Genomic DNA, 25373 nt, shown 5'->3' with positions numbered 1-25373 from the left:
AGCCATCTGCCCGTGCCGATCGCGGGCGGCCCCGCACACCAGGGACGCCGTCCGGACCGGCCGAGAGAAGGATCTGTCATCAGCCTCATGACGACTCCCACGCCTCGGCGGCGGCCCCGCCTGCACCGGGCCGCGTCCGACCTCCCGTACTTCAGCGCGGACGGCGAGTCCTACCTGGCCCAGACCACCCTGCGCGAGCTGAAGAAGTCGCGGCCGCTCCGGGTGCTCTCCGAGGAGGACTTCGTCCACTGGCAGACCTACGGCTACGTCATCGTCCGGGAGGCGATCCCCGCCGCGCACGCCCGTCAACTGCTGGACTTCACCTGGGAGTTCCAGGGCCTGGACCCCGACCGGCCGGAGAGCTGGTACGAGGAGCGGCCGCTCCGCTCCGAGCTGGACCAGCAGCTGCTGATCTACGGCTTCGTGGAGGCGTACCACCACCAGCTCCTCTGGGACAACCGCCAGTCGCAGCGGGTGTACGACGCCTTCGTCGACGTCTGGGACTGCGAGGAGCTGTGGGTCACGCTGGACCGGCTCAACCTCAACCCGCCCAACCGGGGCATCCGCGACCGCGCGCTGATCGAACCCACCGACCGGGGCTTCGACATCGAGCTGCACTGGGACATCGACACCACCCTGGGCGTGCCGCCGCAGCGGGTGCAGGGCATCATCGCGCTCAACGACACCAGCCCGGAGACCGGCGGCTTCCAGTGCTGCCCGGAGCTGTTCCGGCAGTTCGAGACCTGGAAGACCCGTCAGAGCGCCGACCGCGACCCGCTGCGCCCGGCGATCGACCGGGACGAACTCCCCGTCGTACGGCCGGATCTGCACCCCGGCGACCTGCTCATCTGGAACGGTCTGCTCGCCCACGGCGTGGCCCGGAACCTCTCCGAGAACGGGGTGCGGGCGGTGCAGTACCTCTCGATGATGCCCGCGCTGGAGGAGCACGAGCGGCTGCGGAAGTCGCGGGTGGAGTCCTGGCGCCATCTGCGCACCCCGCGCTGGAACCGCACCCTGGTCGGTGACCCCGTCCTGCACGAGTCCAAGCGCTACCCCACGGCCGAGCTGAACCCGCTGGGCCGCCGGCTGCTGGGGCTCGACTCCTGGCAGGGCCCGGTCGGGGACCCGGCGCCCGCCGCGGAGAGCGGGGAGCCTTCGTGCGCCGTGTCTGTCTGACCCTGCCCACCCACCGGGAGTGCGCCGCCACCATCGCGGCGGTCGGCGAGGAAGCGGCGTACGGCGCACGGGAGTTCGGCGTCGAGGTGCATCTCCTCGTGCTGGACTCCTCCCCCGCGCCGGTGCTCGCCGCGCACCGGGCGGCGGTGGCCGCGCTGCCCCCGGCCCCCGGGGTCACCGTCCACCACCTGGACGAGGACGGGCAGCGCGGCTTCCTGCGCGAGGCGATCGGCCGGTCGACGGCCACCGACCCGGACCGGCTGCTGGAGCTGCTGCTGCCCTCCCGGGTCTCCTACGGGGCCTGCACCGACCGGGCGTTCCTCATCGCCCAGGCCCTCGGCTGCACCTCCGTACACCGCCGGGATTCCGACAGCCGCTACCAGTCCTCCGACGGCCGGCCGGTCTTCCCCCTCCACCAGGAACTCACCTTCCTGGGCCGGCCCGCCGACGACGTGAAGGAGCAGGCGACCCGCCACCGGGTCGCGCCCGGGACCGGTGACCGTCCCGTGGCGGTCGTCGGCGGCTCCTTCGTGGGCGAGATGTCGGTGGACATCGCGGAGATCCACGACCGCGATCCGGACGTCTACCGCGAGCTGGTCGGCCTCTCGATCCCCGACGACTGCCCCGCGATCTGGCGCGGCCATCTGGTCGAGGAGTCCTTCCGGGGCGCCGGGGACACCGCCTTCGACGGCGACCGCACCACCCTCGCGCCCGTCAGCCCGACGCGCGTGGACATGTGCAACGTGGCGCTGGACCACGAGGTCTACGGCCGGGTGCCACTGCCGCCCGCCACGGACACCATCGGCACCGACTACTTCCTGCTCGGCCTGGCCCACGACGCCCGGCTGCCCGGGGTCCAGCACAACCGGCACATCGTCAACTTCCATACGGAGGAACGGCGTACGGACGCGGGCTTCCTCGCCTACCAGCTGCGCTTCGCCCGGTTCCTGCTGGCGAAGACCTACCTCAACGCCGTGCACGCGCGGACCACGGCGGCCGGTGACACCCTGCTCGACGGGGAGAACCGGCTGCGGACCTCCGCCGTCGCGGAGTTCGTACGGGAGAGCCTGGCGCGGGGGCCGGAGGAGAACGCCCACCGCCTCGGGACGATCGAGCGGGCCTACCGGCGCCTGGGCGGCCGGTACGCGGAGGTCGCCGACGCCCTCGCCGCCCGCCGGGACATCCTGCCGGCCGAAGTCCACGGCGGCATGGCCGACTTCGCGTTCCTGCTGGACCACTGGCAGGCGCTGACCCGCGCCTGCGCCGACGCGGGTCTGTCCGTGACCCGATGAACTCCCCCGCCCCCGAGGACACCGTGCACCCGATCCCCCCGCGTACCCTCACCGTCGCCTACACGGGCGGCGAGGAGCGGCGTGGCCCGATCACCATGGGCCAGGCCAACATGATCCGCTGCATCCTGCGGGACGACCCCACCCACATCAACATCCACGATGTGTGGCCCGTCCCCGGGGGCACCTCCCTGGAGGCCGTGACCGACGCCCTGCGCGCCCTGGCCGTACGGCACGAGGGGCTGCGCACCACCTTCCCGCACCCGCCGGGGACCGCGCCGGTCGACCAGGTCGTGGCGGCGGAGGGCACGTTCACGGTGACCGTCCTCGACCACACCGAACTCCCCGGCGACCCGGCGGAGTACGCGGAGTCGGTGGCGCGGGCGGCCCGGGCCGGGCGCTTCGCCCTGGAGCGGGAGTTCCCGATGCGGATCACCCTGCTCACCGTGGCCGGACAACCGGCCTATGTGGCCCTGGCGTTCAGCCACGCGGTGGCGGACGGCAGCGCGATGGCCATCCTGCGCGAGGAGTTCGCCGAACTGCTCGCGGGCAAGGAGCTGCCGGACCTCGCCTCCCTGCCCCCGGTCGACCTGGCCGCCGTGGAGGCCTCCCCGGCCGGGCTGCGGAAGTCGGAGGCGTCCCTGCGGTACTGGGAGCGGATCATCCGCACCGGGCCGCAGGAGATGTTCGCGGAGCCGCGCGGCAGGCGGCCGGGGACCGACGAGGAGGCCCGGCAGCTGACGCTCCGCTCCCGCCGGGGCGGCCGGGCGCTCGCCGGGGCGGCCCGCCGCACCGGACACCCCGAGGCCACGGTGCTGATGGCCGCCTGGTGCGCCCTGGTGGCCCACCGGGCGGGCCAGGACAGCTGTGTCACCGCCGTCCCGAGTGCCAACCGGTTCCACCCCCGGGTCGCCCGTTCGGTGACCACCACGTCCCAGGACGCGCTGCTCCACCTGGACGTCCGGGTGGAGACGTTCGACGCGCTGGTCGCCCGGACGTGGGGCGCGGTGCTCAACGCCTACCGGCACAGCCAGTTCGACTCCGTACGGCTGTGGGAGATGATCGGCCGGGTCACCGCCGAGCGCGGCAGCCACTTCGGCCGGGACGTGGTCTTCAACGACGTGAGCGCCCTGCCCGCCCCGCTCCTGGGCACCGAAGCGGAGGAGCAGGACGGCGCCGAGCACGAGCTGACCTGGGGCCCGCCCCAGGCACTGCCGACCCGGCTGCTCGCCTTCACCTACCGGACCGCCCCGCAGCTCCACATCTCCCTGTGGGCCGCCCCCTCGCTCTTCACCCCCGAGGAGGCGGAGGGCTTCCTCTCCGGGCTGGTCCTGCTGCTGGAGGCGGCAGCCGCCGGGGACGTGCCGATGGACGCGCTGGCCGGGGTGACGGGGGTCCGCCCCGCCGAACGCGGGCCCGACTGGCTCCGGCTGGACGGCTGCTGGGTCTCGCCCGACGCCGTACGCGAGACCCTCGGGCGGGCGGTGGGCGGACTGCCGGTGCACGTGACCGGGGAGTCAGGACCGGACGGCACGGGGGACGGCACGTACGGCACCGGGGCGACGGCCGACACGGACGGCACTGCGGACGGACCGTACGGCACGGACGAGGGGGCACCCGGCGCGGAGCCGCACCTCACGGCGTACATCGCCCGCGGCGAGACCCCGTTGACGCCCGAGGAGGCCCACCGGGCGCTGACCGCCCTCATCCCGGCCGCCGGTTCGGGGGTCCTGGCGCCCCGCCGCTACGTGCTCGTCACGGACCCGCCGGCCGACCCGGACCGGAGCGACGCCTGGCGTCGGCTGAAGACCATCGACGAAGGGACCGGCCGCGGCCGGCAGGTGTGACATGAGCGTTGACGACGCGACCCTCCAGCAGAAGCCCGAACCGCTGCCCAGCCCCTGGCGGTCGGGCCGGTTCCGGCTGTTCTTCACGGCCCGCAGCGCCTCGCTGCTGGCCGACGGCATGCTGATGGTCTCCCTCACCACCGCCGTGCTGGGAGCGGGCCACGGGGCGAGCGGCGTCGGCTACGCGCTGGCCGCGTGGATGACCCCGATCGTGCTGCTGGTGCTGTTCGGCGGGGTGCTGGCCGACCGGTTCACCCCGCAGGTGATGATGATCTGCGCCGACCTGGCGCGGATGGTGGCCATGCTCACCATGGCCGTGCTGCTCTTCTCCTCGGACAGCGTGCCCCTGTGGCAGATCATGGGCCTGATGGCGCTCAGCGGCGCCGCGACGGCGATGTTCCAGCCCGGGATGGCGAGCATGGTCCCCCGGGTGGCGGAGGACATCCAGAAGGCCAACGCGCTGCTGCGCATATCCGAGGCCCTGAGCACCCTGCTGGGCCCCGGCCTCGCGGGCCTTCTCGTCGCGTACTGGCAGGTCTCGGGCTCGTACCTGGTCATCGCGGCGGCCTACGCCCTCAGCGCGGCGGTCCTGCTGCCGCTGCGGAAGCTGCACACCGAGCGGGACGAGGGCGACGCGCCGATGTGGCGCAGGCTCGCCACGGGGTGGCAGGAGTTCCGGTCCCGGCAATGGCTGTGGGGCGTCATCGCGGTCTGGTCCGTCTACGGCCTGTTCGTCTTCGGTCCGGCGCTGCCGCTGGGCGCGGCGCTGATGATCGAGCAGCACGGGGCGAACGGGTACGGCTGGATCGCCTCCGCCGACGGCGCGGGCACGATCATCGGCGGCCTGATCGGGATGCGGGTCCGCCCCCGCCGCCCCTCGTGGCGGGCGCCCTGGCCATGTTCTGCTTCGCCCTCAACCCCCTGGCCCCGGCGCTGGAGTGGTCCTTCGCGGCCACGGCGATCGCCCATGTCGTCGCGGGCTACGGCTTCGCCTTCTGGGGCGTGATGTGGGCGACGAGCGTCCAGTCGCACATCCCGCTCACCGTCCTGAGCCGGGTCTCCGCGTACGACGTCGCGGGCTCCATCATGGTCATCCCGCTCGGCCGCGCGCTGGCGGGCCCGGCGGCCGAGACGTTCGGCGCGAACGAGGTGCTGATCTTCTCCTCGGTCATGTCGTGTCTGCTCCTGGCCGTCATGATCTCCGTCCCGGCCATCCGGGCGCTGCGGCGGGCCCCGGAGGGCCTGCTCCGCAAGACGGAGGGCGAACCGGCGGTCTGACCTCCAGGAGTGACCGGCCCCGGTCCGGGCCGGTCACTCCTCCGGCGGGAACACCGCCTCCCCCGACTCCGCCAGCGTCAGCGTGATCGCCTCCACCGGGCAGCCCTCCGCCGCCGCCAGGACCTGTTCGCCCGCGTCGCGGTCCTCGGTGCGGGGATGGGACTGGCGGGCGGTGTCCAGGCGGAAGGCGTCGGGGGCGTGGTTGACGCACATGCCGGAGCCGATGCAGACGGAGCGGTCGACCTCCACGTGCCAGCGGTCGCCCATCAGGCCTCCCGGTAGCCGGCGGGGAGGTGGATCATCTTGTGCTCGAAGAACTCGCCGTACCCCTCGGGGCCGAACTCGCGGCCCAGGCCGGAGTTCTTGTAGCCGCCGAACGGGCCGAGCATGTCCAGACTGAAGGTGTTCACGCTGTACGTGCCGGTGCGGATGCGGCGGGCGATGTCGATGCCGCGTCCGGTGTCGGCGGTCCAGACGCTGCCGCTGAGGCCGTACGGGGAGTCGTCGGCGATCCGGACGGCCTCGGCCTCGTTCCCGTACGGGATCAGGCAGATCACCGGGCCGAAGATCTCCTCGCGGGCGATGCGCATGGAGTTGTCGACCGAGCCGAAGAGGGTGGGCTCGACGTACCAGCCCCGCTCCTGGGAGGCGGGGACGTTGCCGCCGGTGAGGATCTTGGCGCCCTCCTCCTGGCCCAGGCGGATGTAGTCGAGGGAGCGCTGCTGCTGGCGGCGGGCGACCAGCGGGCCCAGCTCCGTGGCGGGGTCCAGCGGGTCGCCCACCCGGAGGGCCCCGGCCGCCGCCGCGAACGCCTCCGCCAGTTCGTCGTAGCGGGAGCGCGGGACGAGGATGCGGGTCTGGGCCACGCACGCCTGGCCGTTGATCATCCAGGCGAAGGGGGCGATGCCCGCGACCGCCGCCTCCAAGTCCGCGTCCGGCAGGATCACCGCGGCCGACTTGCCGCCCAGCTCCAGGGTGACGCGGGTGAGATTGCGGGAGGCGACCTCCATCACGCGGCGCCCGGCGGCGACCGAGCCGGTGAAGGAGACCTTGTCGACGCCCCGGTGGCCCACCAGGTACTCGCTCACCTCGCGGTCGGCCGGGAGGATGGAGAGGACGCCCTCCGGCAGCCCCGCCTCCGCCACGATCTCGGCCAACAGGTAGGCGTCCAGCGGGGTTTCGGGCGACACCTTCAGGACCGCCGTGCAGCCCGCCAGCAGTGCGGGGGCCAGTTTGGCGGCGGCCGTGAACTGGGGGACGTTCCACGGGACGACCGCCGCCACCACCCCGACCGGCTCCCGGCGGACCAGCAGCGGGCCGAGGACCCCGTCCCGCCGCTCCTCGTAGGGGAAGGTGCGCGCCACCGTGATCGCCGCGTCCCAGGCCATCATCGCGGCCAGCGCCTGCACCATCACGCTCGCGCTGTACGGGGTGCCGTTCTGGGCGCTGATCAGGCGCGCGAACTCCTCGTGGCGCACGGCGAAGGCGTCCTTGATCCGGGTGATCACCGCGATCCGCTCGTCGAGCGTCATCCGGGGCCACGGCCCCTCGTCGAAGGCGCGGCGGGCGGCGGCGACGGCCCGGTCCACGTCGCCCTCGGAGGCGTGCGGCACGCGGCCGATGACCTCCTCCGTGTGCGGGGAGACCACCTCGATGACGTCGGCGCCGAGCGGATCGGTGAACTCCCCGCCGATGAACAGCTGTCCGTGTTCCAACAGCTCCGTACGGTCGTCCCGTTCCGTCATGGCTGCCGCCTCCCGCGAACCCGCGCACACATATCTGACCGTTCGTCAGAACTGATACCAGTTCCTGTTCCAGGAGTCCACGGCGCGGACCGGACCCGGGAGGCGCGGCTACGGCGCGGATACGGTTGGCCCGGGCTACCAATGGAACGAGTTCTCGTTAAAGTGGGGGCAGTTCACCGAGCAGAGACGGGGAGCCCATGACTCAGGTGACGCAGGCGGCGCAGGTCTTCGGCCACGGCGGGGGCGTCCACAGCATCAAGGTGCCCATCCCGGACAATCCGCTGGGCCACACCCTCGTGTACGTCGTCGACACCGACCGGGGCCCCGTCCTCGTCGACACCGGCTGGGACGACCCGGCCTCCTGGGACACCCTGACGGCCGGGCTCACCGCCCTCGCCACCTCCGTCACCGACATCCACGGCATCGTCGTCACCCACCACCACCCCGACCACCACGGCCTCTCCGGACAGGTCCGCGAGGCTTCCGGGGCCTGGATCGCGATGCACGCGGCGGACACCGCGATCGTCCGGCGCACCCGGGAGGCCGAGCCCGGCACCTGGCTCGACTACCTCACCCGCAAGCTCACCGACGTCGGCGCCCCCGACGCCCACCTCGCCCCGCTCCTCGCCGCCCGCGACGCCGGACGGCTGCGGACCCTGCCCGGTCTGCGCGCCGCCCTCCCGGACCGGGAGATCGTCCCCGGCGAGCTGCTCGACCTCCCCGGGCGGCGGCTGCGCGCCATCTGGACCCCCGGCCACACGCCCGGCCATGTCTGCCTCCATCTGGAGGAACGGCATCCGGCGGATCTCCCGGGCCACGGGCGGCTCTTCTCCGGGGACCACCTGCTGCCCGGGATCAGCCCGCACATCGGGCTGTACGAGGACCCGGACGACACCGAGGTGACCGATCCGCTCGGGGACTACCTCGCCTCGCTGGAGCGGATCGGGCGGCTCGGGGTGGCCGAGGTGCTCCCCGCCCACCAGCACGCGTTCACCGGCGCGGGCGGCCGCGTACGGGAACTGCTGGACCACCACGAGGAGCGGCTGACCGGGCTCCTCGCCCTGCTCGCCACCCCGCTCACCCCGTGGGAGCTGACCGAGCGGATGGGGTGGAACCGGCCCTGGGAGCAGATCCCGCACGGTTCGCGGTCGATCGCCGTGTCGGAGGCCGAGGCCCATCTGCGCCGCCTGGTGAAGCTGGGGCGCGCGGAGGCGGTGGGCGGCAGCGACCCGGTCACGTACATCGCGGTCTGAGCCGGGGGCCGTGTACGACGGTTCCGCCCGGGCCGGGCCCTCACGCCCCGGCCCCCTGCGAGCCGGACCCCACGCCCGCACTGGCCCCTCCGGACGACCCCGGCGGTCGGCCGCCCCGGGGAGCGACCCTACGTCCCGGTAAGGTGGGCCAGTCGTCATCATGCCCGTACGGAGGAACCCGGCGGCGGAGCGTGGGCGGCCAGGGGCAGTGTGACCACGCGCCCCAGGGTCACCGGAACCCCGGTGGCCGGCACCGTCGAGGCAGTACGGGGCCGGAGCCCGGTGCCCTCGCGCGCCCGGGTGAGCCGGCCCCCGCAGGAGAGGCACAGCCCGCCATGACCGTACGCCGCAGCGCAGCCGCGCTCGCGACCACCGCCGTTCTGCTGGGCGCGGCCGCACCCGTCGCGGTCGCCGCGCCGAGCCCCTCCCCGTCGGCCGAGCTGCCGAGCGGGCTGTACGGGACCACGGACCCGACCTACGACGGGGTGTGGCGGCAGTCGCTGGCCTTCCTCGCCCAGAAGATCGAGTACGTCACCCCGTCGCCGCAGGCCGTGACCTGGCTGCTGGAGCAGCAGTGCGACAGCGGCGCGTTCGCCTCGTTCCGGGCGGACGCCTCCCGGCCGTGCGACGCGTCGACGGTGATGGACACCAACGCCACGGCCGCCGCCGTCCAGGCCCTCGCCGAGCTGGGCGGCCAGCGCGAGGCCGCCGACAACGGGGCCGACTGGCTGAAGTCCGTCCAGAACGAGGACGGCGGCTGGGGGTACAACCCCGGCAGCCCCAGCGACGCCAACTCCACCGCCGTCGTGATCGGCGCCCTCGCCCGGACCAACGTGCCGGTCACCGAGCTGACCACCGCCGACGGCTCCACCCCGTACACCGCGCTCCAGGCCCTGGCCATCCCGTGCGGGAAAGAGGACGGTGGCGCCTTCGCCTACCAGCCCGGCAAGAAGGGCGAGCTGGTCGCCAACAACGACGCCTCGGCCGCCGCCGTGCTCGGGCTGCTCGGCAAGGGCATGGCCGTCGGGAACTCCAACGCGGTGAAGGACCCCGTCTGCCGCAAGGGCGACGACCTCACCCCCGAGGAGAGCGCGCAGAACGGCGCCCACTACCTCGCCGCCACCCTGGCCGCCTCCCCCCACCTGGAGCAGCCCCCGATGCCGGGCGCCGAGGAGAGCGAGCCGCAGCCCGACTTCGGCAACACGGCGGACGCGGTCGTCGCCCTCGCCGCCTCCGGCCACAAGGACAAGGCCGCCGCCTCGGTGACGTGGCTGGAGCAGAACTCCAAGGCCTGGGCGCAGCAGGGCGGGCCCGCCGCCACCGCGCAACTGATCTTCGCCGCGCACGCCACCGGCACCGACGCCCGCAGCTTCGGCGGGGTCGACCTGGTCAAGCAGCTCAACGCGACCGGCCCCGCCCCCGCCGCGACCTCCGCTCCCCCGTCGCCCAAGCCGACCGGCGGCCAGGCCTCCGACAGCGCGAAGAGCGACGACGAGGGCGGCCCCGGCCTCTGGTGGCTGATCGGTGTCGGGCTGCTCTTCGGCGCGGGCATCGGCTTCCTGCTCAGCATGCGCCGGAAGAAGCAGCAGCCGTGAGCCGTACGGAATCCCGGGCGTCGGCCGTGCGGCGTACGCCCGGCCCCGCCCCGCTCCGGAAGCTCCGGCACTCCGTCTCCGCGCTGCTCGTCACCCTGCTCGCCGCCTCGGCCGTCCTGCTGGGCGCCGGGGGTGCCCAGGCCGCCGGATACCGCTACTGGTCCTTCTGGGAGGGCAGCGGCACGGGCTGGGCGTACGCCACCCAGGGCCCCTCGACCGTCCGCCCCGACGACGGTACGGTCCAGGGCTTCCGGTTCGCCGTCAGCGAGGACTCCTCCGACGCCGACCGGCCGCGCCACGCCCCCGACTTCGGGGCGATCTGCGCGGACACCCCGGCGAAGGGCGGCACCAAGCGGGTCGCCCTGGTGATCGACCCCGGTACGCCGGAGGACGCCCCGGACGGCGAGAAGCCGCCCGCGCTGCGCACCGCCTGCGCCCAGGTGGCACCGGACGCCAGCAGCGCGGAGGCGCTGGCCTCGGTGGCGAAGCCGCTGCGGTACGACAGCAGCGCGATGATCTGCGCCATCTCGGGCTACCCGAAGACGGGCTGCGGCGAGCAGGTGTCGGGCGACGGGGACGGCGGCACGAAGGAGAGCAAGGACAGCGGCGAGAAGCCGTCGGCGCCCGCGGACGGTGACGAGGACAGCGGCAGTGGCGGCGGGCCCTCCGTCGGGCTTCTCGTCGGCATCGCCGCCGTCCTGCTGCTGGGTGTCGCCGCCGTGTTCCAGGCCCGCCGGCGCCGATGACGTACGCCCCGGGGACGCCCCGGCTGCTCCGGCGGGCCCTGCACGCGCCCGAGGCGAGCCGGTCCAACGCGCTGCCCGCCGGGGCGTGGTGGCTCTGGGCGCTGGGGCTGGCCACCGCCGCCTCCCGGACCACCAACCCGCTGCTGCTCGGCCTGCTGGTCGGGGTGGCCGGGTATGTGGTGGCGGCCCGGCGCACGGACGCGCCCTGGGCCCGCTCCTACGGGGCGTTCATCAAGCTCGGGCTCTTCGTCGTGGCGCTGCGGCTGGTCTTCTCCGTCTTCCTCGGCTCGCAGATCCCCGGCTCGCACACCGCGTTCACGCTCCCCGAAGTGCCCCTACCCGACTGGGCGCAGGGGGTGCGGATCGGGGGCCGGGTCACGGTGGAGCAGCTCGTCTTCTCGCTCTACGACGGGCTGAAGCTGGCCACCCTGCTGATCTGCGTCGGCGCGGCGAACTCGCTCGCCAACCCGGCCCGGCTGCTGAAGTCGCTGCCCGGTGCGCTGTACGAGACCGGGGTGGCCGTCGTCGTCGCCATGACGTTCGCCCCGAACATGGTGGCCGACGTGGTCCGGCTGCGGACCGCGCGGCGGCTGCGGGGGCGGCCGACCGGTGGGGTGAAGGCGGTCGCGCAGATCGGACTGCCGGTGCTGGAGGGGGCGTTGGAGCGGTCGGTGGCGGTGGCCGCGTCGATGGACGCGCGCGGTTACGGGCGTACCGCCGAGGTGCCGCCCGCCGTCCGGCACACCACCAACGTGCTCACGCTCGGCGGGCTGCTCGGGGTGTGCGCGGGGACGTACGGGCTGCTGGCCGCGCAGGGCGCCGGGTACGGGCTGCCGGTGCTGCTGGCGGGGCTCGTCGCCGCGATGGCGGGGCTGCGGCTGGGCGGGCGGCGCTCGGTGCGGACCCGCTACCGCCCGGACCGGTGGGGGGCGCGGGCCTGGCTGGTGGCGGGGTCGGGCGCGGTGGTGGCGGCCGCGATGATCTGGGCGGGCTCGCTCGATCCGGAGGCGCTGCACCCCGGCGTCGTCCCGCTGACCGCGCCGGAGCTGCCGCTGTGGCCCGCCGCGGCGGTGCTGGTGGGGCTGGTGCCCGCACTGGTCGCCCCCGTACCGCCGTCGGCACGCGGCCTCGATGCACACGACCGTAGCGGCAAGGAGCAGGCGTGATCAGGTTCGAGCGGGTCTCCGTACGGTACGACGGGACCGACCGGCCCACTCTGTCCGGCGTCGATCTCGCCGTGCCGGAAGGGGAGTTGGTGCTGCTGGTCGGCCCGTCGGGGGTCGGCAAGTCGACGTTGCTGGGGACGGTGTCGGGGCTCGTCCCGCACTTCACAGGCGGGGTGCTGGGCGGCCGGGTCACGGTGGACGGGCGCGACACCCGCACCCACAAGCCGCGTGAACTGGCCGATCTGGTGGGCACGGTGGGCCAGGACCCGCTGGCGCACTTCGTCACGGACACCGTCGAGGACGAACTCGCCTACGGCATGGAGTCGTTGGGCCTGGCGCCCGACGTCATGCGGCGCCGGGTGGAGGAGACGCTTGATCTGCTGGGCCTGGCCGAGCTGCGCGACCGGCCGATCGCGACCCTCTCGGGCGGCCAGCAGCAGCGGGTGGCGATCGGTTCGGTACTCACCCCGCACCCCAAGGTGCTGGTCCTCGACGAGCCGACCTCCGCACTGGACCCGGCGGCGGCCGAAGAAGTGCTGGCCGTACTGCAACGGCTGGTCCACGACCTGGGGACGACCGTGCTGATGGCCGAGCACCGGCTGGAGCGGGTCGTGCAGTACGCGGACCAGGTCGTCCTGCTGCCCGCGCCGGGCGCCGCCCCGGTGCTGGGCGCGCCTGCCGGGATCATGAAGGTGTCGCCGGTCCGGCCGCCGGTCGCGGAGCTGGGGCTGCTGGCGGGCTGGGACCCGCTGCCGCTCTCCGTACGGGACGCCCGGCGCGGGGCCGGTGACCTGCGGGCCCGGCTGGCGGAGGCGGCGCCGCCCTCGCCGCCGGAGGTTTCCGGGCACGTGTCCGTGGCGCCCGCGCCCGTGGCGGGCGGCCCCCGGCCGGGGCGGCTGGCCCGGCTGCTGGGCCGTACGAAGGCCGTGGAGGCGCCCGGTCCCGCCGACCCCGTCACCCGGGTCGAGTCCCTCGGCGTGCGGCGCGGGCGGATCGAGGCGCTGCGGCGGGTGACGCTCACCGTGGCGCCGGGCGAGACCGTGGCGCTGATGGGCCGCAACGGGGCCGGCAAGTCCACGCTGCTCGGCGCGCTCGTCGGCATGGTCGAGCCCACCTCCGGCTCGGTCCGCGTGGGCGGCCTGGCCCCCGCCCGTACCGACCCGCGCGCCATGATCCGCCGGGTCGGCCTGGTCCCGCAGGAGCCGCGCGACCTGCTGTACGCGGACACGGTGGCCGCCGAGTGCGCCGCCGCCGACCGGGACGCGGGCGCGGCGGAGGGCACCTGCCGGGCCCTGGTCTCCGAGCTGCTGCCGGGGGTCGGGGACGCCACCCACCCCCGTGACCTCTCCGAGGGGCAGCGGCTCGCGCTGGCCCTCGCCCTGATGCTGACGGCCCGCCCGCCGCTGCTGCTCCTGGACGAGCCGACCCGGGGCCTGGACTACGCGGCGAAGGGCCGCCTCGTCGGCGTCCTGCGCTCGCTGGCGGCCGAGGGCCACGCGATCGTCCTGGCCACGCACGACGTGGAGCTGGCGGCGGAGCTGGCCCACCGGGTGGTGATCCTCGCCGACGGTGAGGTCGTCGCGGACGGCCCGACCGGCCGGGTGGTCGTCTCCTCCCCCGCCTTCGCCCCGCAGACCGCGAAAATCCTCGCCCCGCAGGAGTGGCTGACCGTCTCCCAGGTGCGCGCGGCGCTGGAGGCGGGCGCGTGAACGTGACGACGGAGGAGGTACGGAACCCGGCTCCCCGGCCGGCGCGGCGGGAGGCGGAGCGATGAGGCCGGTGCGGCCGGTGGACGACACGACGGCGGTACGGGAACGGGTCCGGGCTCCCCGGCCCGTGCGGCTCGGGCCGAAGTCGGTGGCCGCGCTGGTCCTGGTCAGCGCGGTCGGGGTGGTCGCCTTCGGGTGGCCGCTGCTGGCCGGTGCCGACTCCGGGCTGGCCCACGCCCAGGACGCCCCGTGGCTGTTCGCCGCGCTGCTGCCGCTGCTGGTCGCGGTGGTGGTGGCGACGATCGCGGAGTCCGGCATGGACGCCAAGGCCGTCGCGATGCTCGGCGTCCTGGCGGCGGTCGGGGCGGCGCTGCGCCCGCTGGGGGCGGGCACGGCGGGCCTGGAGCCGATGTTCTTCCTGATGGTGCTGAGCGGCCGGGTGCTGGGCCCCGGCTTCGGCTTCGTGCTCGGTTCCGTGACGATGTTCGCCTCCGCCCTGCTCACGGGCGGGGTGGGGCCGTGGATGCCGTTCCAGATGCTGTCGATGGGCTGGTTCACGATGGGCGCGGGGCTGCTGCCCGGCCCGGACCGGCTGCGCGGGCGGGCGGAGCTGGCGATGCTCGCGGTCTACGGGGCCGTGGCGGCGTTCGCGTACGGCACGATCATGAATCTGTACGGCTGGACGATCATCCCCGGGCTGGCCTCGGGCATCTCGTTCGTCGCGGGCGACCCGCTCCACGAGAACCTGGTGCGGTTCCTCGCCTACTGCGTGGCGACCTCGCTCGGCTGGGACCTGGGCCGGGCCGTGCTGACGGTCGTCCTGACGCTGACGATCGGCCCGACGCTGCTGAAGGCGCTGCGCCGGGCGACCCGGCGGGCGGCGTTCGACGCGCGGGTGGGGTTCGAGGAGCCGTAAGCCCCCAGGGCGTGCCCTGCACCTACAGCCGCTGGATGATCGTCCCCGTGGCCAGCGCCCCGCCCGCGCACATCGTGATGAGCGCGAACTCCTTGTCCCGGCGTTCCAGTTCGTGCAGGGCCGTGGTGATCAGGCGGGCGCCCGTCGCGCCCACCGGGTGGCCCAGCGCGATGGCGCCGCCGTTGACGTTGACCTTCTCCAGGCCGTCGAGGTCCGCCTCGAACTCCTGGGCCCAGCTCAGCACCACCGAGGCGAAGGCCTCGTTGATCTCGACGAGGTCGATGTCCCGCAGCGACATGCCCGCCTTGCCGAGGACCGCCCGGGTGGCGTCGATCGGACCGTCCAGGTGGAAGTGCGGGTCGGAGCCGACGAGGGCCTGGGCGACGATCCGGGCCCGGGGCTTGAGCTTGAGGGCGCGGGCCATGCGCTTGGAGGACCAGAGGAGGGCGGCGGCCCCGTCGGATATCTGGGAGGAGTTGCCCGCGGTGTGGACGGCGTTCGGCATGACCGCCTTCAGCCCGGCGAGCGCCTCCATCGAGGTGTCGCGCAGCCCTTCGTCGCGGTCGACGAGCCGCCACATGCCCTGGCCGGCCGCCTGCTCCTCCTCGGTGGTGGGGACCTGGACGGCGTACGTCTCCCGCTTGAACCGCTCCTCCGCCCAGGCCTCGGCGGCCCGCTGCTGGGAGAGCAGGCCGAGGGCGTCGACCCGCTCGCGGGTGAGGCCGCGTTTGCGGGCGATGCGCTCGGCGGCCTCGAACTGGTTGGGCAGGTCCACGTTCCACTCGTCGGGCCAGGGTTTGCCCGGCCCGTGTTTGGAGCCGCTGCCCAGCGGCACCCGCGACATCGCCTCGACGCCGCAGCTGATGCCCACGTCGATGACCCCGGCGGCCACCATGTTGGCGACCATGTGCGCGGCCTGCTGCGAGGAGCCGCACTGGCAGTCCACGGTGGTCGCGGCGGTCTCGTACGGCAGGCCCACGGCCAGCCAGGCGTTGCGGGCCGGGTTCATGGACTGCTCCCCGGCGTGGGTGACGGTACCGCCGACGATCTGCTCGACGCAGTCGGCCTGGATGCCGGTGCGGCCGAGCAGTTCACGGTAGGTCTCGCCCAGCAGATAGGCGGGGTGCAGATTGGCGAGCGCGCCTCCGCGCCTGCCGATCGGGGTGCGTACGGCTTCGACGATGACGGGTTCCGCGGCCATGAGACTCGTCCTCTCCTCGCACTTCCGTCGGGGCGTCCCGGCACCCACGGAAGGAACTAGTACGCGTTCTAGTTCTGCAAGCAGTCTCGTGACGGCGGCCCGACTGCGCAAGGGGCGCGCATCGGCCACGTACACCCCCTGCACGCGCCCCCACTTCAGCCGTACCGACTGCGCACGCAGGCCACGGGGAACGGATCGGGCCAGGACCCTTGCGACTTGTAGAACTCGTTACTACCTTGCGGGCAGATTCTGATGGAACGTCAGACACCGGCTCGGAGTGGAGAGGTGCCCATGCGCTGCCCCCATCTGCCCGAAGGGTTCGACTTCACCGATCCCGACCTCCTCCAAGCCCGCGTCCCGCACCCGGAGTTCGCCCTGATGCGGCGGACCGCCCCGGTGTGGTGGTGCACCCAGCCCGCCAACATCTCCGGCTTCGGCGACGAGGGGTACTGGGCCGTCACCCGCCATGCGGACGTCAAGTACGTTTCCACGCATCCCGAGTTGTTCTCCTCGAACACCAACACCGCCGTCATCCGCTTCAACGAGACGATCAGCCGGGACCAGATCGAGGTCCAGAAGCTCATCATGCTCAACATGGACCCGCCCGAACACACCCGGATCCGCCAGATCGTCCAGCGCGGCTTCACCCCGCGCGCGGTGCGCTCGCTGGAACAGGCGCTGCGGACCCGGGCCCGGTCCATCGTGGAGACCGCCCACGCGGCGGCGGCCGGCTCCGACGGCTCGTTCGACTTCGTCACGGACATCGCGGTGGAGCTGCCGCTCCAGGCGATCGCGGAACTCATCGGCGTACCGCAGGAGGACCGGTCGAAGATCTTCGACTGGTCGAACAAGATGGCCGCGTACGACGATCCCGAGTACGCGATCACCGAAGAGGTGGGCGCCGAGGCGGCGATGGAGATCGTGGCGTACTCGATGCACCTGGCGGCGGCCCGCAAGGAGTGCCCGGCGCAGGACATCGTCACCCAGCTCGTCGCGGCGGAGGGCGAGGGGAACCTGTCCTCGGACGAGTTCGGGTTCTTCGTGATCCTGCTCGCGGTGGCCGGCAACGAGACCACCCGTAACGCGATCAGCCACGGCATGCACGCCTTCCTCACCCACCCCGAACAGTGGGAGCTGTACAAGCGGGAACGCCCGAAGACAACTGCCGAGGAGATCGTGCGCTGGGCGACCCCGGTCGTCTCCTTCCAGCGGACCGCCACCCAGGACGTGGAGCTGGGCGGGCAGCCGATCAGGAAGGGCGAGCGGGTCGGGCTGTTCTACTCCTCGGCCAACAACGACCCCGAGGTCTTCGACGCCCCGGAGACCTTCGACATCACCCGCGACCCCAATCCGCACCTCGGCTTCGGGGGCGGCGGCCCGCACTTCTGCCTGGGCAAGTCGCTGGCCGTGATGGAGATCGACCTGATCTTCAACGCCATCGCGGACGTCATGCCCGATCTGCGGCTCCTGGAGGACCCGCGGCGGCTGCGCTCGGCCTGGCTCAACGGGATCAAGCAGCTCCAGGTGCGTACGCCCGTCGGCTGACGCCCGGCCACGAGTGGCGGATCGGGCACGGCGGGCGGACCATGAGGGAACGCGACGATCCACGCCGAAGGGGTGCCGGTGCGACGGCGAAAGCCGCCCCGGTGCCCCTTCGGCGTACGGTCGGTGCTCCAGGTCTGCGTGTTACTTGCCGACGACTTCGGCGCGTACGGGTTCGGGTGCGGGGTCCGCCTTCCGCTGTGCGGGTTCCGGCGCGGCTTCCTTCTCCTCCGTCACCGGCTCCAGCTTCCGCGGGCCCGACAGCAGGTACGTCAGCCCGAAGCCCAGCGAGACGACCAGCGCGCCGCCGACGGCGTCCAGCACCCAGTGGTTGGCGGTCGCCACGATCGCGGCGATGGTGAAGAGCGGGTGGAGCAGGCCGAGCGCCTTCATCCAGAGCTTCGGGGCCAGGATCACGATGACCACCCCGCACCACAGCGACCAGCCGAAGTGCAGCGACGGCATCGCCGCGTACTGGTTGGTGACCCCCGTCAGCGTCCCGTAGTCGGGCTTGGCGAAGTCCTGGACCCCGTGGATGGTGTCGATGAAGCCGAGGCCGGGCATCAGCCGGGGCGGGGCCAGCGGGTAGAGCCAGAAGCCGACGAGCGCCAGCACGGTGGCGAAGCCGATGGAGGTGCGGGCCCAGCGGTAGTCGGCGGGGCGGCGCGCGTACAGCACGCCGAGGATCGCCAGCGGGACGATGAAGTGGAAGGTCGAGTAGTAGTAGTCGAAGAACTCCCGCAGCCAGGTGATCTGCACGACCGTGTGGTTGACCCACAGCTCGATGTCGATGTGCAGCCACTGCTCGATGGCGTGGATCTGGCGGCCGTGCTCCTCGGCGAGGGGGCGGCCGGCGGTGGCGGCGAGGCGGACCTGTGCGTACGCGGAGTAGACGACGCGGATGAGCAGGAGTTCCAGCAGCAGGTTGGGGCGGTGGAGCACCCGGCGCCAGAACGGCAGGAGCGGGACCCGTCTCCAGCGGGCGGCGACCGGTCGCGCGTAGTCGGTGGGGACCGGCCGCGCCCAGTACGGCGAGGTGCGGAGCAGGAACGGGGTGGCGCAGGCCGCGCCGAGCGCCGCGAGGAGCAGGGCGTTGTCCCGTACGGAGGTGACAGGGCCGACGTTCGGGAGCAGCATCTGGCCGGGGAGCGTGACGACGAGCACCACGACGGCCGGCCAGACCAGCCGGTCGGAGGCGCGCTTGCCGACCTTGCCGACGACGGCGAGGAGCACCCACAGGAGCTGGTGCTGCCAGGCGGTCGGGGAGACGGCCACGACGACGCACCCGGTGACGGCGACGGCGAGGAGCAGTTGCCCGTCCCGGGCGTAGCGGACCGCGCGGCGCACGCCGATGAAGGCGACGGCGGCGGCGAGCACGAGGAACAGGGCGATCTCGGCCGGTCCTTCGAGGCCGAGCCGGAGCAGCGCGCCGTGCAGGGACTGGTTGGCGAGGCTGTCCGGCCGCTCACCGAGCCCGGCGCCCGCCACATGGTGGATCCAGTACGTCCACGAGTCCTTCGGCACCGCGGCCCAGGCGGCGGCCGTGCCGAGGGCGAAGGTGGCGAGGGAGGCGGCCGAGGCCCGCCGTTTGCCGGTCAGCCAGAGGAGGACGGCGAAGAGCAGGAGCGTCGGCTGGAGGGCGGCCGCGAGGCCGACGAGGACCCCCCGCAGCCGGTCGTCCCGGGCGGCGAACCAGGCGAGCAGCACCAGCAGGACCGGCAGGATGCTGGTCTGGCCGAGGTGGAGGGTGTTGCGGACCGGCAGCGACAGCATGAGCAGGGTGATCGCGACGGGGGCGGCGAGCAGCGCCGTACGCCGGCCGACCGGCTTCGGCAGGGCGCGGGCGGCGACGACGCCGAGGGCGGCCACCAGGAGCAGGGAGCCGAAGGTCCAGGCCACGCCGAGGGACGCCTCGGCCGACGCGGTGAGCGGCTTCAGCACCAGCCCGGCGAAGGGGGTGCCGGTGAACCGGTCACCGTCGTAGAGCGAGCCGGTCCCGTGCAGGACGCCGTTCTCCCCGATCCAGGTCTCCAGATCGGTGAGCCGTTCCCCGGGCGGCTGCCGCAGCACCACCGCCATCTGCCGCACCCCGAGCACGGCCACGACCAGCCAGAGGAGGACCCTGGTCAGCCGGGTCCTGCTCTCCACGTCCGTGACCGTGTCCGCCACCGCGTCCGTCACCGCGCCACCACGCACCCTGTGATCCGCATTCGCCACGCTGCGCCGACCCTCCCACCCGTTCCGTCCCGCCCCTTCGACTCGGGGCAGCGCAGGATGAAGCCTCGCATTGCCCTACGAGGTAGACACAATCAACCCCCTCTTTGCCTGACTGTCACCAGGCACGGGTTCGAAAGATGCCGGGGGCGCGGGGCGGGAGCTGGGGGCGGGGGCATGCGATGAGGGCGAGCCCGCGGGATCAGGCCGGGTCCGCCGGGGCGTCCGCCTGCCAGGCGGCGAAGAGCGGGACATCACCGGCGGCGGGCAGGACGACGATGCCGAACGGCCGGTCGAAGGCGAGGTGCAGCAGCCGCTGGGGCGGCGGAATCGCCCCGGCGGCCCGCATGGCGACCACGGTGACCGCCACGGCCTCCACCCCCTCCTCGGCCACCTTCAGCACGGCTTCCTGAACGACGTCCGAGATGGCGAGCGGCTCGGGCGAGAGGCCGGAGAAGTCGGCCGCGTCGGAGGTGGCCAGCCGCACGCCGAGCGCGGGGAGCTGTCCGGTGACGGTGATGCGGGTACGGAGGGCGAGGCGCGGCAGGGCGACGGTCACCCGGTCCGCCTCCGGCCGGGCCCCGGCGGTCCGGTCCGCCCAGCCGGCGGGGAGCACCCGGGCCGCGCCCGCCCCCGGCTCGCCCAGGACGAACCTGACCCGGGCCCCGTCCCCGCCGCCCTCCCCGCCGCCCTCCTCTCCGGTGCAGCGCAGCTCGACGACGTACGTACCGTCCACCGTCCACACATCGGCGAGCGGCACGTCCCGGGCCATGGTCGCCACCGGGCGGGTCACCCCGGACGCGTCGGTGAACGGCAGGTCCCGGGTCCGCCGGGTGTCGAACGGCCTCTCCCAGCGGGCCTTCAGCGCCAGGACGTTGACCAGGGCGAGCAGGGTCTCGCCGGTGATCGCCAGGGGCAGCCGCTCGATCAGCCCGCCCGTCGCCCCGCGCACCCAGGCGTCGAGGGGCGCCGGGTCCAGCGTGTCGTCGAAGCGGACGTCCGGCAGCACCTCGCGGTAGGCGGGCTCGACCGGTACCCGGGCCCACACCCGGGTCGCCACGCCCAGCGCACCGGTCAGCGCCAGCTCGCGGGCCGCCGCCGTCACGGCGGGGGCCGCCTCCCGTTCCGCCGTGCCGAGCAGCGCCCGCAGCTCCTCGGCGGTCCCGCCGCGCGCCCCGGCGGCCACGGCGGCGAGCGCCAGCCAGAGCCCGGCGGGCGAGCAGACGAAGCTGCCGCCGCCCGCCGCCGGGGCTCCGGTGGCCAGGGCGTCCCGTATCCAGCGGTGGGCGAGGTGCTGGACGGCCCGGGCCCTCGTTCCGGGGTGCCCGGACCGGATGTGGGTGGTGGGTCGGTTCACTGGAGCCCCCTGCAGCTAAAAACGTGTCGTCGTACGACCGGTGGGGAGCAAGAATGCCGCACATGACCTGGACCGTGACCGCCGAACGCTACGACTCACCCGACGCCACCGCGCTGCGCCGCGACTACTACGACGAGGTCGCGAGCCGCTACTGGCAGCGGCCCGCGACCGAAGCGGAGATAGCCGAGGGGCTGACGGACGACGGCGCGGACCTGCTGCTGCCGCCGACGGGCGGGTTCGTGGTCGGCCGCCACGGGGGCAGGGCCGCGAGCTGCGCGGGGCTGGTGCTGACGGAGGAGGCCCTGCCGGGCTCGGCGGAGCTGACCCGGGTGTACGTACGCCCCGAGTTCCGGGGAACGGGCGGCGGCGGGCTGCTGCTGGCCGCGATCGAGGAGGAGGCACGGACGCTCGGGGTGCGGCTGCTCCGGCTGGACACCCGCCTCGACCTGGTGGAGGCGCGCGGGCTGTACGCGAAGCACGGTTACGGGGAGGTCCCGGCCTTCCACCGGCGCAACCCGTACGCGGAGGTCTGGTTCGCCAAGGAGCTGTGAGGGCCCGCGATGCGGGAGGCGGCACGGCCCGGGTGGTCTCCGCCCCAGCGGTGCTCCGGTGGTCCCCGCTCAGCGGTGCTCCGGGCCGTCCGGCCGATCGTCACGGTCCAAGTGGTCCGGGCGGTCGTCACGGTCCAGGTGGTCCGGACGGTCCAGGCGGTCGTCACGGCCCAAGTGGTCCGGGCGGTCGTCACGGCCCAGGTGGTCCGGGCGGCTCCCGCGCCGTCGGCGGTCCGGGTGGTCGATGTCGTGGTGCCAGTCCGCCGCGTGGTCGCGCGGGGGCGCCGGCATGTGCGGGCGCTCCTTGCTCGACCCGCTGACCTCCGCCGTCAGCTCGGCCACGAGCTTGACCAGGTCCGTCGGCCGGTCCGGCCCCCACCAGTCGCCCAGCAGCTCCGCGAGGGAGTCCTCCCGGGCCTGCGAGAGCCGGACGACCGCTTCTCCCCCCGCGTCCGTGAGGATCATCTGGAGCCCCTCGCGACGGGCCAGTCCGCGCTCCTCCACCTGCCGGGCCGCCTCCGTGATGATGCGCAGCGGTACGGGGGCCACCTCGGCGAGCCGGGCGGGCTCGACGGTGCCGTGGCGCTTGATCCGCAGCAGCAGCCAGCTGGCGGCGGGCAGCAGGTCGTACCCGGCGCGCGCGGTGATCTTCTCGTAGATCTCCCGGCGCCCCTCCCGGGTGGCGAGCACCGAGAGCGCGCGGGCGCACTCGTCGTACGAGGAACGCTCGACGGGGTTGGAGGCGAGCGTCTGGCTGGTGTCGGGGGCGGTGACCGAGCCCCTGAGCTTGTCCTCCCGCAGGAACCAGGCCAGCACGAAGGCGATGAGGACGACGGGTGCCGCGTACAGGAACACGTCCGTGATGGAGGTGGAGTACGCGTCCAGGATCGTGGGGCGCAGGTCGGCCGGGAGCATCTGGATGGCCCGGGGGTCGGCCGCCAGCCGGTCGGCGTCGGCGCCCGGCGGCACGGACCGGCCCGCGAGGGCGCTGTCGAGCTGGCCGATGAGCCGGTTGGTGAAGACGGTGCCGAAGATGGCCACGCCGAACGAGGCGCCGATGGAGCGGAAGAACGTGGCGCCGGAGGTGGCGACGCCGAGGTCCTGGTAGGAGACGGCGTTCTGCACGACGAGGACGAGGACCTGCATGACGAGGCCGAGCCCGGCGCCGAAGACGAAGAAGCAGAGGCTCATCTCCCAGGTGGAGCTGGCCGGGGTGAGCCGGTGGAGCAGGAGCAGGCCGACGGCCGTGAGGGCGGTGCCCGCGAGGGGGAAGACCTTCCAGCGGCCGGTGCGGCTGACGATCTGGCCGGAGGCGGTCGAGGTGAGCAGCAGACCGAGGACCATCGGCAGCATGTGCACCCCGGACATGGTCGGCGTGATGCCGTGGACCACCTGGAGGAAGGTCGGCAGATAGGTCATCGCGCCGAACATCGCGAAGCCGATGACGAAGCTGATGACGGCGACGAGGCTGAAGGTCCTGATCCGGAAGAGCTTCAGCGGCAGCACCGGTTCCACGGCCCGCCGCTCGACGGCGACGAACGCGACCAGCAGCACCACGGCCAGCACGGCCAGCACGATGATCTGCGCCGACGCCCAGGCCCAGGTCGTCCCGCCGAGGGAGGCCACGAGGATCAGGCAGGTGGCGACGGAGGCGATGAGGAAGGTGCCGAGGTAGTCGATGGTGTGCTTCTCGCGGTGGACCGGGATGTGCAGCACGGCCGCGATGACGAGCAGCGCGACGACGCCGATCGGCAGGTTGATGTAGAAGACCCAGCGCCAGCTGAGGTGCTGGGTGAAGAACCCGCCGAGCAGCGGCCCGAGCACGCTCGTCGCGCCGAAGACGGCACCGAACAGCCCCTGGTACTTACCGCGTTCGCGCGGGGTGACGAGGTCTCCGACGATCGCCATCGAGAGCACCATGAGCCCGCCGCCGCCGAGCCCCTGGAGCGCGCGGAAGCCGATGAGCTGGGGCATGTTCTGGGCCATGCCGCAGAGCGCGGAGCCGATCAGGAAGATGACGATCGCGGTCTGGAAGAGCTTCTTGCGGCCGTACTGGTCACCGAGCTTGCCCCAGAGCGGGGTCGCCGCCGTCGCCGCCAGCAGATAGGCGGTGACCACCCAGGACAGGTGGTCCATGCCGCCCAGCTCGCTGACGATGGTGGGCAGCGCCGTGGAGACGATGGTCTGATCGAGTGCCGCGAGCAGCATGCCGAGGAGCAGCGCGCCGATCGCCACCAGGACGGTCCGGCGGGACTGCCCCTCGCCGGGGACCATGGGCGGGCTGAGCTGCTGGGCCATGGGCGTCTCCTCGATCCGCTGCGCTCCACCGCAGTCCGATCCGCCGCGATCCGCCGCGATCGGACTGCGGTCCGCTGATCCACTACACCCCCATCCTGGCCGTTCCGCCCCGTTATGGCCTGCCGAGCACCGTCCGTGGTCTGTCGGGCACGGATGGGGCATTGGGGTTCGCCGGGGCGGGCTGCATAATCGCAGGCAGTTCAAGGGAGGGGACCCACGATGACCGGACACGCATGCCCGGAGTGCGGTAGACGGACGACGGCAGGCGAGCCCGGCACGGAGCACCGGGTGCTGCCCTGCCGGTGCGGTACGGAGACGGACGCGGACGCCACGCGGCTCATGGGGGACGAGCTGCGCGCCGCCCGCTCGGCGGAGATGGCGGCGGCGGAGGACTTCGACCCGCTGCGGATCAGGCCGTACGTGACGCTGGGGGAGGCGTCGGCGGCTGACGACCCGGGCCCGACGGGGGACGACACCCCGGCCCCGGGAGGGGCCGCGCCCGGCCCTTCGGCCGGTGGGACCGACGCGGCCACCACGATGCGGCTGAACCTGGGCGACCTCACGGGACCGGCCGGCGCCATGGGACCGGTCGACGTCACGGGACAGGGCAGCGTTACGGGACCGGGCTCGGATCCCCGTACGGGCATGGGACCGCGTACGGGCGCAGGACCGCATACGGGCATGGGTACGGGCCCCGGTCACGACCCCGCACCCGCTCACGGCCCCGGCGCACCCCCCGCGGCCGACGAGAGCAGGCGGCGCACCGCGGCGATGGGCGCGGGCCCCGGCTTCGGCGCGGAGCCCCCTTTCGGCGCACCCCCCGGCGCCCCCGACCCCGTGCAGCCGCGCCGGAGGCGCCCCTTCGCGGCCCTCGCCGTCGGTGCGGCGGTGGCGGCGGTGGTCGGCACGGCGGCCTTCGCGGGCGGGCTCTTCGACCGCGACGGGAGCCAGGACGAGGCGCTGCCGGAGGCCACCACGAGCGCCCCGGACACGGCGGACGAACCAGCGGCGGCATCCGTCGCCCCGTCACCCTCCCCCTCGGCCACTCCCTCCCGTACGGCATCGGCATCGCCCTCCCCCTCGGCGTCCGCGTCCCCGTCCGCCTCGGCCTCCCCGTCGGCGAGCGCCGAGCCGAGCCCGAGCGCCTCGGCGGAGCCGACCCCGGGCACCCCGTCCGCATCGGCGCCCGAGAGTCCTGCCCCGCCCTCCGCAGCCCCGCCCGCAGAGCTGGCCCCGTCCTCGCTGCGACGCGGTGACCACGGGCCGCAGGTGAGTGAGTTGCAGAACCGGCTCATGGAGGTGTGGCTGTACAAGGGCCCCTCGGACGGGAATTTCAACGACCGAGTGGAGAACGCCGTATGGATCTACCAGTCCTACCAGGCGATCCAGGGCGACCCGCCCGGCGTATACGGACCGAACACCCGGCGTGTGCTGGAGGCGGAGACGACGGGCCGGGGGCGGGGCTGACGACAGCGCGACGGGCGGGATTG

18 protein-coding genes and 1 pseudogene are annotated in these 25373 nt (G+C 73.6%); 13 read left to right on the top strand and 6 right to left on the bottom strand.

What is annotated here, in order from left to right; genetic code table 11:
• Positions 1-87 precede the first annotated feature (87 nt).
• From DJ476_RS25330 to DJ476_RS25315, 4 genes and pseudogenes are all read left to right on the top strand, one after another.
• The gene (locus DJ476_RS25330; RefSeq protein WP_112491647.1) at positions 88-1176 is read left to right on the top strand and encodes a phytanoyl-CoA dioxygenase family protein; all 1089 of its coding nucleotides are present in this window, start codon (positions 88-90) and stop codon (positions 1174-1176) included.
• Positions 1158-2468: a DUF6271 family protein gene (locus tag DJ476_RS25325; RefSeq protein ID WP_112491646.1), complete on the top strand. Its 1311-nt coding sequence runs from the start codon at positions 1158-1160 to the stop codon at positions 2466-2468. The genes DJ476_RS25330 and DJ476_RS25325 overlap by 19 nt, the downstream gene beginning before the upstream one ends.
• Positions 2465-4312 carry a condensation domain-containing protein gene (locus DJ476_RS25320; RefSeq protein ID WP_112491645.1) on the top strand — a complete coding sequence of 616 codons (1848 nt, stop codon included), beginning with the start codon at positions 2465-2467 and terminating at the stop codon, positions 4310-4312. Before DJ476_RS25325 ends, DJ476_RS25320 begins: the two co-directional genes overlap by 4 nt.
• 1 nt (position 4313) lies before the next feature.
• Positions 4314-5590: pseudogene (locus DJ476_RS25315) on the top strand (MFS transporter).
• Positions 5591-5623: 33 nt separating this feature from the next.
• On the opposite strand, the gene DJ476_RS25310 reads toward DJ476_RS25315, so the two are convergent.
• Together DJ476_RS25310 and DJ476_RS25305 are read right to left on the bottom strand one after the other, a co-directional pair.
• On the bottom strand, positions 5624-5857 hold the full coding sequence (locus tag DJ476_RS25310; RefSeq protein WP_070203380.1) for a ferredoxin: 234 nt from the start codon (positions 5855-5857) through the stop codon (positions 5624-5626).
• The gene (locus DJ476_RS25305) at positions 5857-7335 is read right to left on the bottom strand and encodes an aldehyde dehydrogenase (protein ID WP_112491644.1); all 1479 of its coding nucleotides are present in this window, start codon (positions 7333-7335) and stop codon (positions 5857-5859) included. The genes DJ476_RS25310 and DJ476_RS25305 overlap by 1 nt, the downstream gene beginning before the upstream one ends.
• A gap of 197 nt (positions 7336-7532) precedes the next feature.
• Here DJ476_RS25305 and DJ476_RS25300 point away from each other — a divergent pair, with 197 nt between their 5' ends.
• The 6 genes from DJ476_RS25300 to DJ476_RS25275 all read left to right on the top strand — a co-directional run bounded on the left by DJ476_RS25300 (position 7533) and on the right by DJ476_RS25275 (position 14720).
• Positions 7533-8588 carry an MBL fold metallo-hydrolase gene (locus tag DJ476_RS25300; protein WP_112491643.1) on the top strand — a complete coding sequence of 352 codons (1056 nt, stop codon included), beginning with the start codon at positions 7533-7535 and terminating at the stop codon, positions 8586-8588.
• Positions 8589-8923: 335 nt separating this feature from the next.
• Complete coding sequence (locus tag DJ476_RS25295) at positions 8924-10183, top strand: prenyltransferase/squalene oxidase repeat-containing protein (RefSeq protein ID WP_103416343.1); 1260 nt, start codon at positions 8924-8926, stop codon at positions 10181-10183.
• Complete coding sequence (locus DJ476_RS25290) at positions 10180-10929, top strand: SCO2322 family protein (RefSeq protein ID WP_103416344.1); 750 nt, start codon at positions 10180-10182, stop codon at positions 10927-10929. The genes DJ476_RS25295 and DJ476_RS25290 overlap by 4 nt, the downstream gene beginning before the upstream one ends.
• Positions 10926-12095, top strand: coding sequence for an energy-coupling factor transporter transmembrane component T (locus DJ476_RS25285; protein WP_112491642.1), 1170 nt, complete (start codon positions 10926-10928; stop codon positions 12093-12095). The genes DJ476_RS25290 and DJ476_RS25285 overlap by 4 nt, the downstream gene beginning before the upstream one ends.
• On the top strand, positions 12092-13804 hold the full coding sequence (locus DJ476_RS25280) for an ABC transporter ATP-binding protein (RefSeq protein ID WP_112491641.1): 1713 nt from the start codon (positions 12092-12094) through the stop codon (positions 13802-13804). Before DJ476_RS25285 ends, DJ476_RS25280 begins: the two co-directional genes overlap by 4 nt.
• Before the next feature lie 61 nt (positions 13805-13865).
• Positions 13866-14720, top strand: coding sequence for an ECF transporter S component (locus DJ476_RS25275; protein ID WP_112491640.1), 855 nt, complete (start codon positions 13866-13868; stop codon positions 14718-14720).
• Positions 14721-14742: 22 nt separating this feature from the next.
• On the opposite strand, the gene DJ476_RS25270 is transcribed toward DJ476_RS25275, so the two are convergent.
• Positions 14743-15921, bottom strand: a complete 1179-nt coding sequence (locus DJ476_RS25270) for a steroid 3-ketoacyl-CoA thiolase (protein ID WP_019764757.1) — start codon at positions 15919-15921, stop codon at positions 14743-14745.
• 291 nt (positions 15922-16212) lie between these two features.
• Between DJ476_RS25270 and DJ476_RS25265 the strand changes: the two genes are divergently transcribed.
• The gene (locus DJ476_RS25265; RefSeq protein WP_112491639.1) at positions 16213-17466 is read left to right on the top strand and encodes a cytochrome P450; all 1254 of its coding nucleotides are present in this window, start codon (positions 16213-16215) and stop codon (positions 17464-17466) included.
• A gap of 141 nt (positions 17467-17607) precedes the next feature.
• Here the strand turns inward: DJ476_RS25265 and DJ476_RS25260 are convergent, their stop codons facing one another.
• Complete coding sequence (locus DJ476_RS25260; RefSeq protein WP_112491638.1) at positions 17608-19659, bottom strand: bifunctional glycosyltransferase 87/phosphatase PAP2 family protein; 2052 nt, start codon at positions 19657-19659, stop codon at positions 17608-17610.
• A 220-nt stretch (positions 19660-19879) separates the two neighbouring features.
• Positions 19880-21034 (bottom strand): serpin family protein, encoded by a 1155-nt coding sequence (locus tag DJ476_RS25255; RefSeq protein ID WP_318294791.1) that lies wholly within the window; start codon positions 21032-21034, stop codon positions 19880-19882.
• Between the two features lie 62 nt (positions 21035-21096).
• Between DJ476_RS25255 and DJ476_RS25250 the strand changes: the two genes are divergently transcribed.
• Entirely contained in the window at positions 21097-21585 is a 489-nt protein-coding gene (locus DJ476_RS25250; protein ID WP_103416349.1) for a GNAT family N-acetyltransferase, read from the top strand.
• 69 nt (positions 21586-21654) lie between these two features.
• Here the strand turns inward: DJ476_RS25250 and DJ476_RS25245 are convergent, their stop codons facing one another.
• On the bottom strand, positions 21655-23883 hold the full coding sequence (locus tag DJ476_RS25245) for an MDR family MFS transporter (RefSeq protein ID WP_241565415.1): 2229 nt from the start codon (positions 23881-23883) through the stop codon (positions 21655-21657).
• A gap of 219 nt (positions 23884-24102) precedes the next feature.
• Between DJ476_RS25245 and DJ476_RS25240 the strand changes: the two genes are divergently transcribed.
• Entirely contained in the window at positions 24103-25350 is a 1248-nt protein-coding gene (locus DJ476_RS25240) for a peptidoglycan-binding domain-containing protein (protein WP_241565416.1), read from the top strand.
• Positions 25351-25373 lie beyond the last annotated feature (23 nt).

Source organism: Streptomyces bacillaris (assembly GCF_003268675.1).
Classification (GTDB): Bacteria; Actinomycetota; Actinomycetes; order Streptomycetales; family Streptomycetaceae; genus Streptomyces; species Streptomyces bacillaris.
This window is presented reverse-complemented; position numbering and strand designations above follow the sequence as displayed.

Bases quoted from the DNA above. Each gene is read 5' to 3' on its own strand.
- DJ476_RS25285 (WP_112491642.1), top strand. From the start codon at position 10,926: ATGACGTACGCCCCGGGGACGCCCCGGCTGCTCCGGCGGGCCCTGCAC.
- DJ476_RS25310 (WP_070203380.1), bottom strand. From the start codon at position 5,857: ATGGGCGACCGCTGGCACGTGGAGGTCGACCGCTCCGTCTGCATCGGC.
- DJ476_RS25330 (WP_112491647.1), top strand. From the start codon at position 88: ATGACGACTCCCACGCCTCGGCGGCGGCCCCGCCTGCACCGGGCCGCG.
- DJ476_RS25265 (WP_112491639.1), top strand. From the start codon at position 16,213: ATGCGCTGCCCCCATCTGCCCGAAGGGTTCGACTTCACCGATCCCGAC.
- DJ476_RS25300 (WP_112491643.1), top strand. From the start codon at position 7,533: ATGACTCAGGTGACGCAGGCGGCGCAGGTCTTCGGCCACGGCGGGGGC.
- DJ476_RS25270 (WP_019764757.1), bottom strand. From the start codon at position 15,921: ATGGCCGCGGAACCCGTCATCGTCGAAGCCGTACGCACCCCGATCGGC.
- DJ476_RS25245 (WP_241565415.1), bottom strand. From the start codon at position 23,883: ATGGCCCAGCAGCTCAGCCCGCCCATGGTCCCCGGCGAGGGGCAGTCC.
- DJ476_RS25275 (WP_112491640.1), top strand. From the start codon at position 13,866: ATGAGGCCGGTGCGGCCGGTGGACGACACGACGGCGGTACGGGAACGG.
- DJ476_RS25320 (WP_112491645.1), top strand. From the start codon at position 2,465: ATGAACTCCCCCGCCCCCGAGGACACCGTGCACCCGATCCCCCCGCGT.
- DJ476_RS25250 (WP_103416349.1), top strand. From the start codon at position 21,097: ATGACCTGGACCGTGACCGCCGAACGCTACGACTCACCCGACGCCACC.
- DJ476_RS25305 (WP_112491644.1), bottom strand. From the start codon at position 7,335: ATGACGGAACGGGACGACCGTACGGAGCTGTTGGAACACGGACAGCTG.
- DJ476_RS25295 (WP_103416343.1), top strand. From the start codon at position 8,924: ATGACCGTACGCCGCAGCGCAGCCGCGCTCGCGACCACCGCCGTTCTG.
- DJ476_RS25240 (WP_241565416.1), top strand. From the start codon at position 24,103: ATGACCGGACACGCATGCCCGGAGTGCGGTAGACGGACGACGGCAGGC.